General features: G+C 55.7%; 13 protein-coding genes and 3 pseudogenes. 6 read left to right on the plus strand and 10 right to left on the minus strand.

Features of this window, described 5'->3' with window-relative positions:
* On the minus strand, positions 1 to 290 hold a 290-nt coding region (locus GCM43_RS26210), incomplete at its 3' end, for a hypothetical protein (RefSeq protein WP_226929562.1).
* A 147-nt stretch (positions 291 to 437) separates the two neighbouring features.
* On the opposite strand from GCM43_RS26210, the gene GCM43_RS18995 reads away from it, so the two are divergent.
* Genes GCM43_RS18995 through GCM43_RS19005 form a run of 3 tightly spaced genes read left to right on the plus strand, consistent with a single transcriptional unit; the run spans position 438 to position 2,464 of the window.
* The gene (locus GCM43_RS18995; RefSeq protein ID WP_152247201.1) at positions 438 to 710 is read left to right on the plus strand and encodes a helix-turn-helix domain-containing protein; all 273 of its coding nucleotides are present in this window, start codon (positions 438 to 440) and stop codon (positions 708 to 710) included.
* Positions 711 to 717: 7 nt separating this feature from the next.
* Entirely contained in the window at positions 718 to 1,734 is a 1,017-nt protein-coding gene (locus tag GCM43_RS19000) for a DNA-methyltransferase (protein ID WP_226929563.1), read from the plus strand.
* A complete protein-coding gene (locus tag GCM43_RS19005; RefSeq protein ID WP_152247203.1) occupies positions 1,721 to 2,464 on the plus strand; it encodes a PmeII family type II restriction endonuclease in 744 nt (247 codons plus the stop codon). The genes GCM43_RS19000 and GCM43_RS19005 overlap by 14 nt, the downstream gene beginning before the upstream one ends.
* A 1,066-nt stretch (positions 2,465 to 3,530) precedes the next feature.
* Here the strand turns inward: GCM43_RS19005 and GCM43_RS26215 are convergent.
* From GCM43_RS26215 to GCM43_RS19045, 7 genes and pseudogenes are all read right to left on the minus strand, one after another.
* Positions 3,531 to 3,931 (minus strand): annotated as a pseudogene (locus tag GCM43_RS26215) (IS3 family transposase); the annotation flags it as partial.
* A 54-nt stretch (positions 3,932 to 3,985) separates the two neighbouring features.
* Positions 3,986 to 5,472 (minus strand): annotated as a pseudogene (gene tnpC, locus GCM43_RS19025) (IS66 family transposase).
* A gap of 29 nt (positions 5,473 to 5,501) precedes the next feature.
* Positions 5,502 to 5,849 carry an IS66 family insertion sequence element accessory protein TnpB gene (gene tnpB / locus GCM43_RS19030; protein WP_038492299.1) on the minus strand — a complete coding sequence of 116 codons (348 nt, stop codon included), beginning with the start codon at positions 5,847 to 5,849 and terminating at the stop codon, positions 5,502 to 5,504.
* Complete coding sequence (gene tnpA, locus GCM43_RS19035; RefSeq protein ID WP_152247511.1) at positions 5,846 to 6,223, minus strand: IS66-like element accessory protein TnpA; 378 nt, start codon at positions 6,221 to 6,223, stop codon at positions 5,846 to 5,848. The genes tnpB and tnpA overlap by 4 nt, the downstream gene beginning before the upstream one ends.
* A 39-nt stretch (positions 6,224 to 6,262) precedes the next feature.
* Positions 6,263 to 6,541: a DDE-type integrase/transposase/recombinase gene (locus tag GCM43_RS19040; RefSeq protein ID WP_413770970.1), complete on the minus strand. Its 279-nt coding sequence runs from the start codon at positions 6,539 to 6,541 to the stop codon at positions 6,263 to 6,265.
* Between the two features lie 12 nt (positions 6,542 to 6,553).
* Positions 6,554 to 6,676, minus strand: a pseudogene (locus GCM43_RS26415) (IS3 family transposase); the annotation flags it as partial.
* 154 nt (positions 6,677 to 6,830) lie between these two features.
* Positions 6,831 to 7,157 (minus strand): transposase, encoded by a 327-nt coding sequence (locus GCM43_RS19045; RefSeq protein WP_152247213.1) that lies wholly within the window; start codon positions 7,155 to 7,157, stop codon positions 6,831 to 6,833.
* A gap of 79 nt (positions 7,158 to 7,236) precedes the next feature.
* On the opposite strand from GCM43_RS19045, the gene GCM43_RS19050 reads away from it, so the two are divergent.
* Entirely contained in the window at positions 7,237 to 7,470 is a 234-nt protein-coding gene (locus tag GCM43_RS19050) for a transposase (protein ID WP_226929564.1), read from the plus strand.
* Positions 7,471 to 7,552: 82 nt separating this feature from the next.
* Here the strand turns inward: GCM43_RS19050 and dacB are convergent, their stop codons facing one another.
* Positions 7,553 to 9,064, minus strand: coding sequence for a D-alanyl-D-alanine carboxypeptidase/D-alanyl-D-alanine endopeptidase (gene dacB / locus GCM43_RS19055; RefSeq protein ID WP_152247217.1), 1,512 nt, complete (start codon positions 9,062 to 9,064; stop codon positions 7,553 to 7,555).
* Positions 9,065 to 9,071: 7 nt separating this feature from the next.
* The gene (locus GCM43_RS19060; RefSeq protein WP_152247219.1) at positions 9,072 to 10,310 is read right to left on the minus strand and encodes a nucleoside recognition domain-containing protein; all 1,239 of its coding nucleotides are present in this window, start codon (positions 10,308 to 10,310) and stop codon (positions 9,072 to 9,074) included.
* A 206-nt stretch (positions 10,311 to 10,516) separates the two neighbouring features.
* Here GCM43_RS19060 and GCM43_RS19065 point away from each other — a divergent pair, with 206 nt between their 5' ends.
* Positions 10,517 to 12,313 (plus strand): ABC transporter substrate-binding protein, encoded by a 1,797-nt coding sequence (locus tag GCM43_RS19065; protein WP_152247513.1) that lies wholly within the window; start codon positions 10,517 to 10,519, stop codon positions 12,311 to 12,313.
* 206 nt (positions 12,314 to 12,519) lie between these two features.
* The gene (locus GCM43_RS19070; RefSeq protein ID WP_226929565.1) at positions 12,520 to 15,303 is read left to right on the plus strand and encodes a TonB-dependent receptor; all 2,784 of its coding nucleotides are present in this window, start codon (positions 12,520 to 12,522) and stop codon (positions 15,301 to 15,303) included.
* The last annotated feature ends 20 nt before the right edge of the window (positions 15,304 to 15,323 follow it).

The raw sequence follows: 15,323 nt of genomic DNA on the forward strand, positions 1-15,323 counted from the left end.
GAACAGGACCGTGAAACAACTTTGCGCCGATGATAGTGCTGCAACCAGTGTGAAAGTAGGTTATTGTCAGGCTTGTTATTCGTAGTAGAGAAAAACCCGATCAGAAATGGTCGGGTTTTTTTTCGTCTTAGGTTTGGCAACCTTTTAGTAGCAACCGTAAGCGTCGTGCCACCGCCGTCTATCTTGAGGTAGCCTGCTGGGCACACGCCCGCGTATGCAGCACGACCATCGCCGCTGATCGAAGTGCTGCGCCGGATCGCCGAGCTGTATCTGATGAAGCAGAAATTCATGAAAAGCCGCCGGATTAGTGCAAGTCAGTGCTGCAGACAGATGCACGTCCCTTACTCAATGACCTGTAGCGCTGATTGCAGAAGTACATATTTTAATGAATAAAATTAACTATTGTGCGTGTTCAGCTTAATCTATATGATGGCACGATGAACTATGAGGAATTTCGTCGACAGTTGGGCAAGGCCGGATTGACCGTTAGCGCATTTGCCGAAATGATCAACATGAACAAAGTTTCCCTGTCTAATTACAGGAATAAAAACGTACCATCGCATTTGGCTATTATTGCCACGCTACTCGGAGCTATGGCAGATGGGCAAACTGATTTTCGCAATGTTCTTTCAAATGCCGACATCGAGCGCAAGAAGCCGCGCGGTGCAGGCTTTGAAAAGTGTGTCGACGTAAAAGACATTGGTAACTGATAAAACTATGGATAAACGTAATATGGAATATAAAGTGCATGCGGGCGCTTGTGAATTCTCATGCGATACTGCCGATGCGAAAAGATACCAGAATTTATTCGGCAGTAATTCAATAGAAGCCAAAAAAACTGATATTAATGTCATGAAAACTAATATTGAAGAAGTTGGAAACTCAGAGAGAGTTTCATCACCTATCATGCGGCTTTTTAACGGCGACTGCTTAAAGGTTTTAACAAAAATTCCTAAGAATTCGGTTGATCTTATTGTCACCTCACCCCCCTATGCCGATCAAAGAAAAAGTACTTATGGAGGGGTACATGCCGACGATTATGTTCAATGGTTCCTCCCCATCGCTGATCAACTCCACAAAGTTTTAAAACCTACTGGATCATTTATCCTAAATATCAAAGAGCGAGTAGTTGACGGTGAACGTCACACTTACGTAATGGAACTTATTATTGCAATGCGTAAGCTTGGTTGGTTTTATACTGAGGAATATATTTGGCATAAGCGAAATAGCTATCCTGGTAAATGGCCGAATCGTTTCCGTGATGCGTGGGAGCGATGCATTCATTTCACTAAGCAAAAGAAATTTGCAATGTATCAAGATGCTGTTATGGTTCCAATGGGTGATTGGAAAAATTCACGCTTGAAAACGTTAAGCGAAACTGATCGAGTTCGCGACGAATCTAAAGTTGGAAGTGGATTTGGAAAAAAAATCGAAAATTGGGTTGGGCGGGACTTGGCATATCCCGCAAATGTATTACATTTGGCAACTGAATGCGGAAATAAACGACACAGCGCAGCATTTCCTTCTAGTTTGCCGGAATGGTTTATAAAACTTTTTTCTGCTCCTGGCGATGTAATTTTGGATCCATTCTCGGGTTCTGGAACAACTATGCGAGTGGCTAATAAGCTGGGTAGGCACGGTTTGGGTATTGAACTCTCTGAAGAATATTGTGAGCTTACTGCGAAGGAGTTAGGGTTGATTAAGCGTGGTAAAGGAATCTATGAGGCCACTTAATCTGCAGAGTGTTTTTGACTTTATCTACGCTCAAATTGGCCCTCAGTTCCATGCGAAAAAAATAGCGAAAATCCGAAACCTTACGTTAGATGATGTTATCAAACGCAAAAATCCCTATCTCTTTCGTGCTAAAAGTACTAATAGTGCGCACGATTTTATTAAATCGGTGCTGGACGCTACGGTGTCAAGCGGAGAAGAAACAACCTTTGGTAACTTCCTTGAGAACGTAGCAATATTTGTATGTGAGAAAGTTTACGATGGTCGTAAGTCTGGTGTAGTGGGACTTGACTTAGAATTTGAGGATAACGGTTCTAAATATTTGATAAGTATTAAAAGTGGCCCAAACTGGGGAAATTCCGGTCAGATAAAAAATTTAGTAAATAATTTTAATACTGCCAAAAAGACCCTTGCTACTTCTGGTGGGGCTGCAAACATGAATATTATTTGCGTTGAAGCGTGCTGCTACGGAATTGATAATGTACCACATAAAGGTACTCATTTGAAGCTTTGTGGTCAAAGCTTTTGGGAGCTAATTTCCGGCGGGAGAGAATCATTATATAAAGATATTATTGAACCACTAGGCCATATGGCCAAAGAACGGAATGATGAAATTGAATTACTGTGTAGTGAAAAATTAAACATTTTTACCGCGGCATTTGTTGAGCGTTTTTGTGACGCAGGTATAATTAATTGGGATCGATTAATTCGCTTCAATTCGGGGAAGAAATGATGATGCCTTATCCGAATCGAAGCGATGGCAATTAAGCCTGATTCACGATGGGCGTCGTACGTACGGCTGGAATCCCTCCGCCGGAGATGGCAGTGGTGATATTGCCATCGTTGGAGGGCGTAATCTGAACGTCGATTCTGAGCCCCACTACAGCGTGATGATCGCAGATGTATGCCTCGGTATTTGGTGCCCAGATTGCAGAGGTATCTGTGCGACGTAATCTCACGCCAAAGTGGTTATTAGCAGGATTTTGGCATCCCGTGATAATGCATGACATTTTTAGCTTCCTTCCTTTGATGGGGTGGGACGACGGATTTTTCCGTCGTTCATACCTATGCTACTTTATTTCTTGCTGGAAATAAAGTTTAAAGTGGTATATCGTCAATGAGTGTAGTGGGCCGTCTGTTGGGAAATTTTTTCATGTAGACGGTTTTTCTTTTGTCAATGGAAGCTACCATATATCATGAAAAAAATGGGCGCCACATCGGGGCGTAACTAATGCTTTCATTCGTACTTTGAGTATTTCTCCGTGTCACTACCAACGTATGCTACTTGGCCAATGCGCCTCATCCTGCGGGCGTGTTGTTCAGCTTGATCTAGTTAGACCATCTTGCGGAGTCGACACCGATTTACCATATGGAATCATGAAATTTACTTATCATTTAAAGGTCATCGCCAATGCTCAGGAATCGTCAGTCCGAGTACTCGAGATGTGTTTTCAAGTGCTGCAATGATTTCAAGATGTCTGATCTTATTATAGGCTCCCCCAGAGTCCCGTTGGGCTAGAACGCTTTTCAACTCAGTAAGATCATATAAGCCCAAAGCGTAGAGATTTCTCCAACTCAACACGCCAAACAAATTGTATATTACTTCGTTACTATCTCTATCACTAGCCAATCGTTTCGGCCCTGATAGTTTAGCTAATCCCTTTTCGGCCTCTTTTTTCGTTTCAAAAGTGTATAAATGTTGCAATAGAGCACCCTATTTTTATGGTTAGTTCGATGACCTAGCATGAAAAAAATATCTTCCGCCAAAACACATGGTCAGAATAGTGCACGTCAAAACTCTAAGCTGTCAACAGTGGGGGGCAAGTAATTTCGGACACAAATCTAGGTTCCCGTGCTGCCATTTGCCGTTCGTAGACGGCGGGTGGCAGATTGCTCAATGGTGAATTGAGACGCTTGCAGTTGTAGAAACCGACGATATAGTCGGTGATCTCGGCTTTTGCTTCGGCATGGCCGGCATACTGTCGTTGCCAGACACGTTCAATTTTCAAGTTCAGCAAGAAGCATTTAGCCACTGAGTATCCCAACAATTTCCTTTGCGTCTCATGCTGCAAACGAAGCCGTGCCGCTCAAGCGTCTCTTGGTACAGCGCGCTGGCATATTGACTGTCGCGATCCGAATGGACGATCAATCCTGGGGCTGCCTGTCGCTGTGTAAGCGTCAAGCCAGCGCCGTCTTGAACCTGGCAATGAATTAGAAGATGATGGCATCACCCCGCTGGGAAGCGGCGTGTTGTTTAAGCCGAAGGAAGCTGCGCGGCGCAGTTCCAGGGCAGGAAGTCGTCGACCCGGTTGACCGGATGATCGGCGATGTTGGCCAGCACATGGCGCAGCCAGGCCTCGGGGTCAACACCGTTGAACTTGGCAGTGCCGATCAGCGAGTAGATGGCAACGCCACGCAGGGCGCGCTCGGCGGCCGAGTTGTCGATCTCGATGATGCCGTTGTCGCAGTAGCGCAGCAACGCCGGCCACAGATTGAGCGCGTACTGGATCGCCGCCGCCGTATCCGATTTGCGCGACAGTCTTTCAAGCGTGGCGCGTAGCCAGCTGCCGAAATCGTCGAGCAATGCTTGTGATCGTTGCTGGCGCACCTGCTGTCGTTCATGCGGCGGTTTGCCGCGTAGCTCGGCCTCGATCACATACAGCTCGGCGATCCGGCGCAGGGCCTCGGTCGTGATGGCCGATGGCCTGGCTACATGCAGATCGTGGAACTTGCGGCGCGCATGCGCCCAGCACGCAGCTTCCTGTATGGTGCCATTGACGTAAAGTGCATTGAATCCGGCATACGCATCAGCCTGCAGCACGCCCTTGAAGCTGGCCAGATGGGTTTGCGGATGGATGCCTTTGCGGTCCGGCGTGTAGGCAAACCAGACCGCTGCCGGGGTGGTGTCGCCGCAAGCGCTATCGTCACGCACGTAGGTCCACAGCCGTGCTGTTTTCGTCTTGCCATTGCCCGGCGCCAGCACCGGAATTGGTGTGTGTCGTCGGCGTGCAGCTTGGTGCCAGCGAGCACATGGCGCCGAATCGCCTCCACCAGCGGGCGCAACAAGGCGCTGGCGGCGCCAACCCAGTTCGCCAGCAGCGCACGCTCCAGTTCAACGCCTTCGCGGGCATAGATCACCGACTGCCGGTACAGCGGGAGATGGTCGGCAAATTTGGCTACCAGCACATGTGCCAGCAAGCCCGGCCCGGCGCTGCCACGTGCAATCGGTCGGCTTGGCGCAGGCGCTTGCACGATGGTGTCGCAGCACTTGCAGGCCAGTTTCGGACGCACATGACGGATCACGCGGAAGCTGCCTGGTATCCATTCGAGTTGCTCTGCAACGTCCTCGCCCAAATGGTGCAGACCACCGCCGCAAGCGGGGCAAGCTTCGCCTGGTGGCGCATACATCTTTTCGTCTCGCGGCAAGTGGTCCGGCAACGGACGGCGCACCGATTTCTTGCGTGGCGCCTGGTCCGCCGCTGGCATCTCGCGCGCCGCTTCGCCTTCGTCAGCCTGCAGGTCTTCCAGCTGCAATTCCAGTTGCTCAATCTGGTGGTCAAGCTTCTCCGACTTGCGGCCGAACTGCATGCGCCGCAATTTGGCAATCTGCAGCTTGAGATGCTCGATCTCGACGACGCGCGTGTTGAGCTGCTCGGTTAGACCGGCGACGATGTGCTGCTGCGCGAGCAGCAATGCCTTCAGGGCATCGATATCGTTGGGCAGGTCGGCGAGGTTGAGCATGGGCCGAGTTTACGCGAGGGCGCCGACGTTTACAAGGCCGATGATGGTTGCCAGGTGCGCTCCGGGCGCCGCCAGTCGATGCCTTCGAGCAGCATCGACAGCTGTGCCTGCGATAGCAATACCGTGCCGCTGGTAGCCTGCGGCCAGACGAAGCGGCCGCGTTCAAGCCGCTTGGCCAGCAAACACAGCCCATCACCACTCCACCACAGCACTTTGATCATGTCGCCACGCCGGCCACGGAACACGAACACATGGCCGCTGAACGGGTCTTCGTCCAGGGCCGTTTGCACCCTGGCCGCAAGGCCGTTGAAACCAGAGCGCATGTCGGTCACACCGGCTGCGATCCAGATGCGTGTGCCCGCCGGCAAGCCAATCACGGCCGCAGGCTTTGCAAGACGAGCTGGAGCAGCGCGGCGTCAATGCTGGCATGCAGACGCACTACAGCATCGCCAATGATGATCTCGATCATGCCGCCCGACTCACCTGGAGGCGGTGCTGGTGGCCGTTTCATAACCGGCTGAACCAATACGGGCAACAGCGCTGGCGTGGTCGGCTCGAACAAGCCGGCACGCAACTCGCGGCGCCATTTGAACAGCATATTGGCGTTGATGCCGTTCTGCTGCGCCAGCTTCGACACCGAGATGCCAGGTGCACAAGCCTCGACAGCGAGGCGCCGTTTGAAGTCAGCAGGATAGTTTGGGCGGCCGGTACGGTTGCCGACCTTTTTATCTGTATCCAAAGTGGTTCCCATCAAAAAAGTGATGGGAACTACTTTGAAGTATGTGGACTTTTAACGGTAGACGGCGGTGGAAAGACGCTTACGTCGCTGTCCTATCGCCACGCTCAAGGCATCGGAGACCCGTTGGGCGGGCATACTCGGCGCCATGGCCCATCCGACCACTTTGCGTGCATACAGATCGAGTACTGTGGCCAAGTACAGCCATCCAGAACCCGTCCTGATATAAGTGATATCACTGACGTAAGCGAGATACGGCACGACCGGGTTGAACTGCCGATTCAACACATCGGCGGCCACTGGCAAGTCGTGCTTGCTATCCGTAGTGTGCACAAATTTGCGCCTCCAGACCGGCTTCAAGGCCGCCTGGCGCATCAGCCTGCGAACTTTGAAGCGTCCAATACGTACGCCCGCATTGGCCATGGAGGTGACCATTCTGCGGCTTCCGTAGCTTTGATGGCTGGCTACGAATGCCGCTTTCGGATGGACGCTTGCTTTACAGGCTGTTGGCTTGGCGGCATGGTACTTTGCCGTTTAAAAGCCCGACCTGCTGACAGCCGGCAGATCGCAGCTCTATTGCACAGGAAAGGCCTCCTTTGCAGCTCATGAATGACCGTGTAAATCATTTCATTTCGCGGGCAAAGAAGGCCGATACCTCTTTTAAGAGGGTGACGTCCTGGCGCAGTTGCCGATTTTTGTGCTCCAATCGCCGGATTCTTTGTTGCTCGGCGGTGAGCGGTTTGCCGATGCTCGGCTTGCCGTTCTGTTCAGCACTGTATTGCGTCAACCAGCGCCGGATCGCCGTCTGGCCGATGCTCATCTCATTGACGTTCTTGACGCTCGGGCTCTGTTCCTTGATCATGCGCACTACTTCCAGTTTCAGGATGGCATCGAATATTCTTCGTTTTCTTGTTTTCTTGTCTAACTCTTCAGATGGTGTATTTTCCACCTATCTAGGTGTCCGAGCAAATTAGACCACAGCACCACATACTCCAAAGTAGTTCTCGTCACTTTTGATGGGGATGACTTTGAATACAGATAAAACTATGTGCAACCGTGTCGGCCGCCCAAACTATCCTGCTGACTTCAAACGGCGCCTCGCTGTCGAGGCTTGTGCACCTGGCATCTCGGTGTCGAAGCTGGCCCAGCAGAACGGCATCAACACCGATATGCGGGTCAAATGGCGCCGCGGATTGTGTGCCGGCTTGTTCGAACCGACCACGCCGGCACTGCTGCCCGTACTGGTCAAAAGCCGGTTATGAAACGGTCACCAGTACCGCCTCCAGTTGAACCTGGCAGCATGATCGAGATCATCATTGGCCCTCAATGTACGACCCGAGGGCTTCAAGGGTTCGCGGCTTGCACCTTCACCGGCACTGCCACACTCCTGCTCACCCAGTCAATCAATGCATCGACCGCTGCGCGTCCATTGCCGTTGCCGGCCAGGTCGCTGTTGACCATGGCCACTACCACGCATTGTTCGCCGTTGGCGTCGGGCACATAGCCGGCGATGGCCACGACATTCTTCAAGGTGCCGGTTTTGATACGGGCGCGGGCCGCTGCCGGGCTGCCGGTCAGGCGCTTGCGCATGGTGCCGTCCAGGGCCACGATGGGCAGGCTGGACTGGAACTCGGGCGCCCAGGTGCTGCGTTGCATGGCCTGCAGTATGCCGGCCAGCTGCAGCGGTGCGATGCGGCCAGTACGCGACAGGCCGGAGCCATTGTCGATCAGCATGCCGTCAATATTGATATTGTGCCGCTGCATCCATTCCTCGATGACCAGGCGCGAGCGGGTCGCGGTATCTTCGGGCGCATTCAAGCCGATCGGCCGGCTGCCGAACCAGCCGTCGCTTTGCAGGCTGCCCAAGCTCAAAAACAGCGTGCGCGCAAGGGTGTTGTCCGAATTCTTGTTGATATCGCGCAGTACCTCGGGCAAGGCGCGCGACACATGGTCAGCCAGCATGCGCGTGCCCACCGGCTCTGCGGTTGCCGGCAGGCCGGTAGGCGGTGCTTCACGCACGACACCGGTGATGCTGCCGCCCAGGCGTTGCCAGGTAGTGCGGAACAGGCGGTCGGCATAGTCATTGCGGTCGAGCACATTGATGCTGGTCTGGCGCTGGCAGTTTTGCGGGAAGGTGCCATGCAGTATGACCTGCAGCTTGCCATTGGGACCGCGCACATATTCAGGCGGGCGCCAGCCGTCTTCCCATCGGGAACAATTGCCTTTCACCAGCTGCATATCGCTGCGGATGCTGACATTATCGAGCTCGGGTGACATCTGCAGCGTCAGCTGCTGCGCGTTGGAGCTCAGCGCGATATCGAGCATATTGGTATTGAGCAGCAGCGCATCCGGTATCACGTTGTAGCGAAACTCGGCCGACTCGTCGAAAGGCCGCGCACCGACGTCGGGCCGGGCTGGCTGGAACAGTTGGCGATCCAGGATCAGGTCGCCGCGAATCTTGTGGATGCCCTGGCGGCGCAGCGTTTCCAGCATATGCGTGAGCACATCGGCATTGAAATCGGTATCGGCGCCGCCGCGCAGGATCAGGTCGCCCTTGAGTACGCCGTTGATCACATCGGCGCTGGTGCGCAGCTCGGTGCGGCCGCGAAAGATCGGGCCCAGCTGCTCGAGCGCCACGGCGGTGGTCACCAGTTTCATGGTCGAGGCTGGCTGCATGCTGCGCTCGGCGCCGTGCGACAGCACAACCGTATTGCCGCGCAAAACAATCGCGCCCATGGCGTCTTCGGGAATATTGGCGCTGCGCAGCAGCACGCTGACAGCGTCGGGCAATTGCGCGTGTGCTGCCGGCAAACCGATACCGGCCAGCAGCATGGCGAGAATGGCGGGGCGTAACATGGCTCTCCTAATGGAAAAAGACGTAGGCGACAAACACGGCGGTAATCACGCCGGCCAGGTCGGCGATCAGGCCGGCGGTAATGGCATAGCGCGTCTTGCGGATGCCGACTGAGCCGAAGTACAGCGCCACGATATAGAAAGTGGTATCGGCCGAGCCCTGGAACACGCAGGCCAGGCGGCCGACAAAGGAGTCGACGCCATAGGTATTCATGGCATCGATCATCATCGCTTTCGAGCCCGAACCACTGAGCGGCTTCATCATGGCAGTCGGCAGCGCCGGCACGAAATCGGTATTGATGCCCAGGTTGGCGAAGAACCAGTTAAAGCCGCTCATCACGAAATTGAACACGCCGGCATTGCGGATCACGCTGATGGCCACCAGCATGCCGACCAGGTAGGGAATCACGGTAATCGAAGTCTGGATGCCGCCCTTGGCGCCTTCGATAAAGGCGTCATACACATTCACCTTCTTGCGCAGCGCACCGATAATAAAGATCGCAATCACGCTGATCAAGACCAGGTTGCTGACTACCTTGGACACCAGTTCGATTTCCTGCTTGCTCAGATACTGCGTGAAATACCAGATCATGGCCACAATGGCCGCCGTCATGCCGCCCAGCCAGCTCAGCACCACGCTATTGAGCAGATTGATGCGCTGCTTGATCGAGACCGTAATAATGCCGACCACGGTGGCCACATAGGTGGCGATCATGCAGGGAATAAAAATGTCGGATGGATCGGCCGCACCGAGAATCGAGCGCTGCGCCATGATCGCCAGCGGGATCAGCGTCAGGCCCGAAGTATGCAGCACCAGGAACATGATCTGCGCGTTGGTGGCTTCGTCCTTGTTGGGGTTGAGCGTCTGCAGGCTTTCCATCGCTTTCAGGCCGAACGGCGTGGCCGCATTGTCCAGGCCCAGCAGGTTGGCCGAGAAATTCATCACCATATGGCCGGTGGCCGGATGGTCCTTGGGAATTTCCGGAAAAATGCGCGAAAAGAAGGGCGCAATCACTTTCGCCAGCCAGCCGACGATGCCGGCCTTCTCGCCGATATTCATGATCCCCAGCCACAAGGTCATCACGCCGGCCAGCGGCAGCGCAATGTCCATCACGCCCATGCGCGCCGTCTCGAAAGTGCCATCGATAATGCGCTTGAAGATATCGGTATCGCCCAGAAACAGCCACTGCAGCACAGCGGCCAGGAAGCCAACAAGGAAAAAGCCGGACCAGATGTAATTAAGTGCCATAGGTGATCAGTTCTGTGTTTCAGGGGCGGAAAAATACCAGCAAGCAAAGTATAGAGGCAGCCTGAGTCGAGTTGATGAAAGAATGCAGCAATCGCATGCCAAAAAGTTATAAGCTGGCAGTCTGTTTTCATTGGCGCGCTCAGGCCTGCCCGCGTAGTGTGGGAACGCCTGTTTTCAGCTCTGCCACTTGTACTGGATCACTGATGATGTTTTTGCGTAAAACCGCCAGGGCCGCCGCCCTGGCCTTGTTGACTTTGTTGCTGCCAGCGGCCAGCCATGCGGCTGCTGACGGCAAGACTCTGCACCTGTTTCTGAGCACCAGCGAAACCGGGCTGGACCCTGCCGTCGCGTCCGATGTGGCCAGCCTGAACCTGATGGAAAACGTATTCGACCCGCTGCTGCGCTACGACTACCTGGCACGCCCCCTCAAACTGCAGGGCAATACGGCGCAAGGCCTGCCGCAGGTGCAGGACGAGGGCCGCACCTATATCTTCAAAATCCGGCCCGGGATTTTTTTCACCCCCGATCCGGCTTTCAAGGGCCAGCCGCGCGAAGTGACGGCGCAAGATTATGTGTACAGCCTGACGCGGCTGTACGACCCCAGCCTGAAGTCGCCGTGGCTGTTCCTGCTGGAAGACAAGCTGGTCGGCGACGCCGCCCTGAAAAGCCATTTCAGCTATGACACGCCGATTGCCGGCCTGCAGGCGCTGGACAAATACACGCTGCGTATCCGCTTGAATGGCGTCGACCCCAATTTCCTGTTTTACCTGGCCATGCCGGCCACCGGCGTGGTGGCGCGCGAGGTGGCAGAGGCTTACCGCGCACCGGGCGAATTCGGCAACCACCCGGTCGGCACCGGGCCGTTCCTGATCAAGGAGTGGAAGCGCAGCGACAAGATCGTGCTGCAGGCCAATCCGACCTTCCGCAAAACTATCTTCCATACCGATGCTGCTGCCATGGCCGCCTTGCCGCCAGCCGACCAGGCCATCGCCCGCTCGCTCGAAGGCCGGCAGTTGCCGTTGGTCGAGCGCATCGAAGTGCGCATCGTCGAGGAATACCAGTCGCGCATGCTGGGGTTTTTGAAAGGTGAGTTCGATTACCTCGAACAGGTACCCGAATCGCTGACCGACATGGTGCTGGCCAACGGCGCGCTCAAGCCCGAGCTGGCCGCGAAAGGCATCCTGCTCGAGCGTTTTCCCGTGCTGCAGACGTATTACATGTGGATGAATATGGATGATCCGGTGATCGGCGGCTACAGCAAGGATCGGCTCGCGCTGCGCCGCGCGATCGCCCTGAGCTATAACAGCCGCGAGGACATCGCGTTGCTGAAAAAAGGCCTGGCGCTGCCGGCGCAGTCGCCGCTGCCGCCCAATGTGCTCGGTTACGACAAGACCTACCGCAGTCCTGTCAGCTACGACCCGGCGCTGGCGCGCGCGCTGCTGGACCGCTATGGTTACCGGCTGGGCCCGGACGGCTATCGTCACCAGCCCGATGGCAAATCCCTGACGCTCACCATGCATACCGAACCGAGCATGGTGGGGCGATTGCGCGATGAGTTGTGGCGCCGCAACCTCAACGCCATCGGCTTGCGGGTGGAATTCAAGAGCGACAAGAAGACTGAAATCATCAAGGCTTCGCGGCTGGGCAAGGTGCAGATGTTCGAGACCAACTGGGTAGCCGACTTCCCCGACGGTGATAACTTTATGCAATTGTTGTACGGTGCCAACAGTGGCCGAGCCAATTATGCCCGCTTCAACTTGCCCGATTACAATAAACGCTATGAGGAAGCGCGTCTGCTGTCCGATACGCCACGCCGGCGCAGTCTGTACTTCGACATGTGGCAACTGATCCATGCCTATACGCCATGGGTGCTGCTGACCCATCCCATCTCGGCCGACCTGCAACAGCCGTGGCTAAAAAACTACAGACGCCACCCGGTCGAATTCACTACCTGGCGCTATCTCGACCGTGCTGCGGCCACGTCTGGCTCCGGCAGCAAGTGAAAACAGGCATTCATTCCAAAAAGTTATGGTTAGGAAAGCATTTTTCATTGGCTGGCCGAGGAGGCATCGCGCTACTCTGAAAATGAAAACAAATAAAGAAATGCGCTGGCGTCATAAAAAAAGTAACTGAGACCGACGCCGCGACATGCCAGAAAAAGCCCGGCTTGCTGACGCAAGTCTTGATTGCCCAAATGAAGGAGAGCCCTGTGAAATTGAAGAAGCTAGCGCAGTTGATGGCATTGATGGGAGTAGCCGGCGCCGCCGCCGCTCAAGAGGCTGCACCAGCGATGCAACGGGTCGAAGTCACGGGGAGCAGCATCAAGCGCATCGCCAAGGAAGGCGCATTACCGGTGCAGGTGATCACCTTTGACCAGATTGAAAAGCAGGGCATTACCAGCGCCGAGCAATTGCTGTCGACCATCTCCTCGAACGGCACCGGCGCCAATAACATGACTTCCGGTAATAACGTGTTTGGAGCCGATGCCGACCGCGTCAGCGGTGGCGCGTCGTTTGCCTCGCTGCGCGGCCTGGGCCCGAACAGCACGCTGGTGCTGCTCAATGGCCGCCGTATCGCTACCCATGGCGCCAGCGGCAAGGCGGTCGACCTGAACTCGATCCCGATGGGCGCGATTGCCCGCGTCGAGATCCTGAAAGACGGCGCTTCGGCCATTTACGGCACCGACGCCATCGGCGGCGTGATCAACTTCATTCTGAAAACCGATTACAAGGGCGTGGAAGCATCGGCTACCACCAATTCCACCGAAGCGGGCGGCGGTATGAATCGCCGCGCTTCCTTGCTGGCCGGTCACGGCAACCTGGATGAAGACGGCTATAACGTCATGATGAGCCTGACGGTCGATAATAACGACAAGCTCAGCTCGAACCAGCGCAGCTTTGCCAACGGCTTCCAGCCAGCGCGCGGCCTGTCGCCGGACACCACCGGCACGCCGTTTGCCAATCAGATGACGGGAGCTGGCACGGCGCTACAATTACCTGATCCCAAAAAGCCGGGAGAATTCATTGGTGGCTATACCTTACCTGGCGACCAGACGGTCTATCTTCAGGCCAATCCGCTGAGCTTTACGGGCAAGTGCGACAGTATCCAGGGCATGTCGCAATACCAGACCGCGCTATGGTCGAAGGTCACCTCGCCGCTGCGCACGACTTACTCCTGCGCCTACGACTACGGCGGCGACTATGTGATTTCCTTCCCGGTCGAGCGCGCCAACCTGCTCAGCCGCGCCAGCTTCAAGCTGGCGCAGGATCACACCATGTTTGTCGAGCTGCTCGGCTCGCGCACCAAGGCCACGGCGGAATTTACGCCGATGCAGATCCAGACCTCGGTGGCAAGTGGCGGCCTGTATCCGGTGGGCGGCGCGTATTACCAGGACTTGTCGGCGTATATCCCCACCTTCGACAAGACCAAGCCGATTGCCTACAAATGGCGTGCCAACGATTTTGGCAACCGCACCCAGGAAAACACTACCGATAACCTGCGCCTCTTGGTCGGTTTTGAAGGCACGCTGGGCAAGTGGGACTACAAGGCTGGCGTGTCGCATGCCGAGAGCAAGACCAATACCAAGCTGATCGACGGCTATGCCTATACGGCGCAGCTGTTCCCCGCCCTGGCCAGCGGCATCATCAATCCATGGCTAGGCGCCGGCCAGAGCCAGACCCAGGCAGCCAAGGACCTGATCGAATCGACCAAGTTCCGCGGCGACTTCCAGCACGGCAAAACCACGCTGACTTCGGTTGACGGTTCGATGTCGGGCGAAGTATTGCAGCTGCCAGCCGGTGCCATGTCGGCCGCCGTCGGTTTCGACCTGCGCCGCGAAAGCTATGGCTTTGGCCAGGATATCGATGCCACCACCGTCTATCTGTCGCCAGGCAATGCAGCGCTCGACAAGGCAAGCCGCAACGTCAAGGCCGTCTATGCCGAGCTGCTGGTGCCGGTGATCAAGGACCTGGAATTGCAGCTGGCGCTGCGCCGCGATGACTACAGCCTGGTTGGCGCTACCACCAATCCGAAAGTGTCGTTCCGCTACCAGCCAGCAAACTGGCTGCTGTTCCGTGGCTCGGCCAACAAGGGCTTCCTGGCGCCGAGCTTTACCCAGCTCTATTCGGGCCAGCTGTTCCAGGAACTGTCGAGCGGCGTGATCGATACCATCGGCTGCGCGCGCCATCCTGGCGATCCGGCTTTTTGTGCACCGGCGCGCCTGAACTATTTCTCGGGCGGCAATACCGCACTGAAGCCGGAAACCTCGAAGCAGGGCAGCCTGGGCATGGTGATCGAGCCGGTCAAGGGTTATTCGGCCTCGCTCGACTACTGGGCCATCAATTCCAAGGACCGCATCCTGAACCGTTCGGCTACCATCGTGTTGCAGAACGCCGCGCTGCTGCCGCAGTACATTATCCGCAATGCCGATGACACCATCAATTATGTGCAGGCGGGCTGGATCAATGCGGCCGGTTCGCGCACCCGTGGCGCCGATCTCAGCCTGCGTGGCGAAGGCAATGTCAGCGGCTTCAAATGGGGCGCAGCGCTCGATGGCACCTGGACCCAGAGCTTCAAGTTTGCCGAGATCGCTGGCCAGCAGTACAAGGAGTACGTGGGCAACTTCTACACGCGCGACCTGTACCTGCGCTGGAAGCACAATGCTTCGTTCTCGCTGGCGCGCGGCGACTGGAGCGGTTTGCTGACACAGAACTACAGCACCGGCTACAAGGACCAGGTGCCGAACGGTGGCGCGCTGCCGTATCCGACCGGCTTCAATCCCAAGGTGGGCAGCTATACTACCTACACCTTGTCGGGCACCTACACGGGTTTCAAGAACACCACCGTGACGGTGGGTATCCAGAACCTGTTTGACCGCGATCCACCATTTACCGCCCATAACGTCGACGACGTGGTCGGTGCCGGCTGGGATCCGCGGGTAGCCGATCCGCGCGGGCGTTCGCTGTCGTTCCAGCTGAAGTACAAATTCCTGTAAGCGGCTAGCTGGCAGGAAGT

It is taken from the genome of Janthinobacterium aquaticum, assembly GCF_009208565.1.
Classification (GTDB): Bacteria; Pseudomonadota; Gammaproteobacteria; order Burkholderiales; family Burkholderiaceae_D; genus Janthinobacterium.

Coding starts and splice junctions, on each gene's coding strand:
- GCM43_RS18995 (WP_152247201.1), top strand. CDS start 438: ATGAACTATGAGGAATTTCGTCGACAGTTGGGCAAGGCCGGATTGACC.
- GCM43_RS19000 (WP_226929563.1), top strand. CDS start 718: ATGGATAAACGTAATATGGAATATAAAGTGCATGCGGGCGCTTGTGAA.
- GCM43_RS19005 (WP_152247203.1), top strand. CDS start 1,721: ATGAGGCCACTTAATCTGCAGAGTGTTTTTGACTTTATCTACGCTCAA.
- tnpA (WP_152247511.1), bottom strand. CDS start 6,223: ATGGGAACCACTTTGGATACAGATAAAAAGGTCGGCAACCGTACCGGC.
- dacB (WP_152247217.1), bottom strand. CDS start 9,064: ATGTTACGCCCCGCCATTCTCGCCATGCTGCTGGCCGGTATCGGTTTG.
- GCM43_RS19060 (WP_152247219.1), bottom strand. CDS start 10,310: ATGGCACTTAATTACATCTGGTCCGGCTTTTTCCTTGTTGGCTTCCTG.
- GCM43_RS19065 (WP_152247513.1), top strand. CDS start 10,517: ATGTTTTTGCGTAAAACCGCCAGGGCCGCCGCCCTGGCCTTGTTGACT.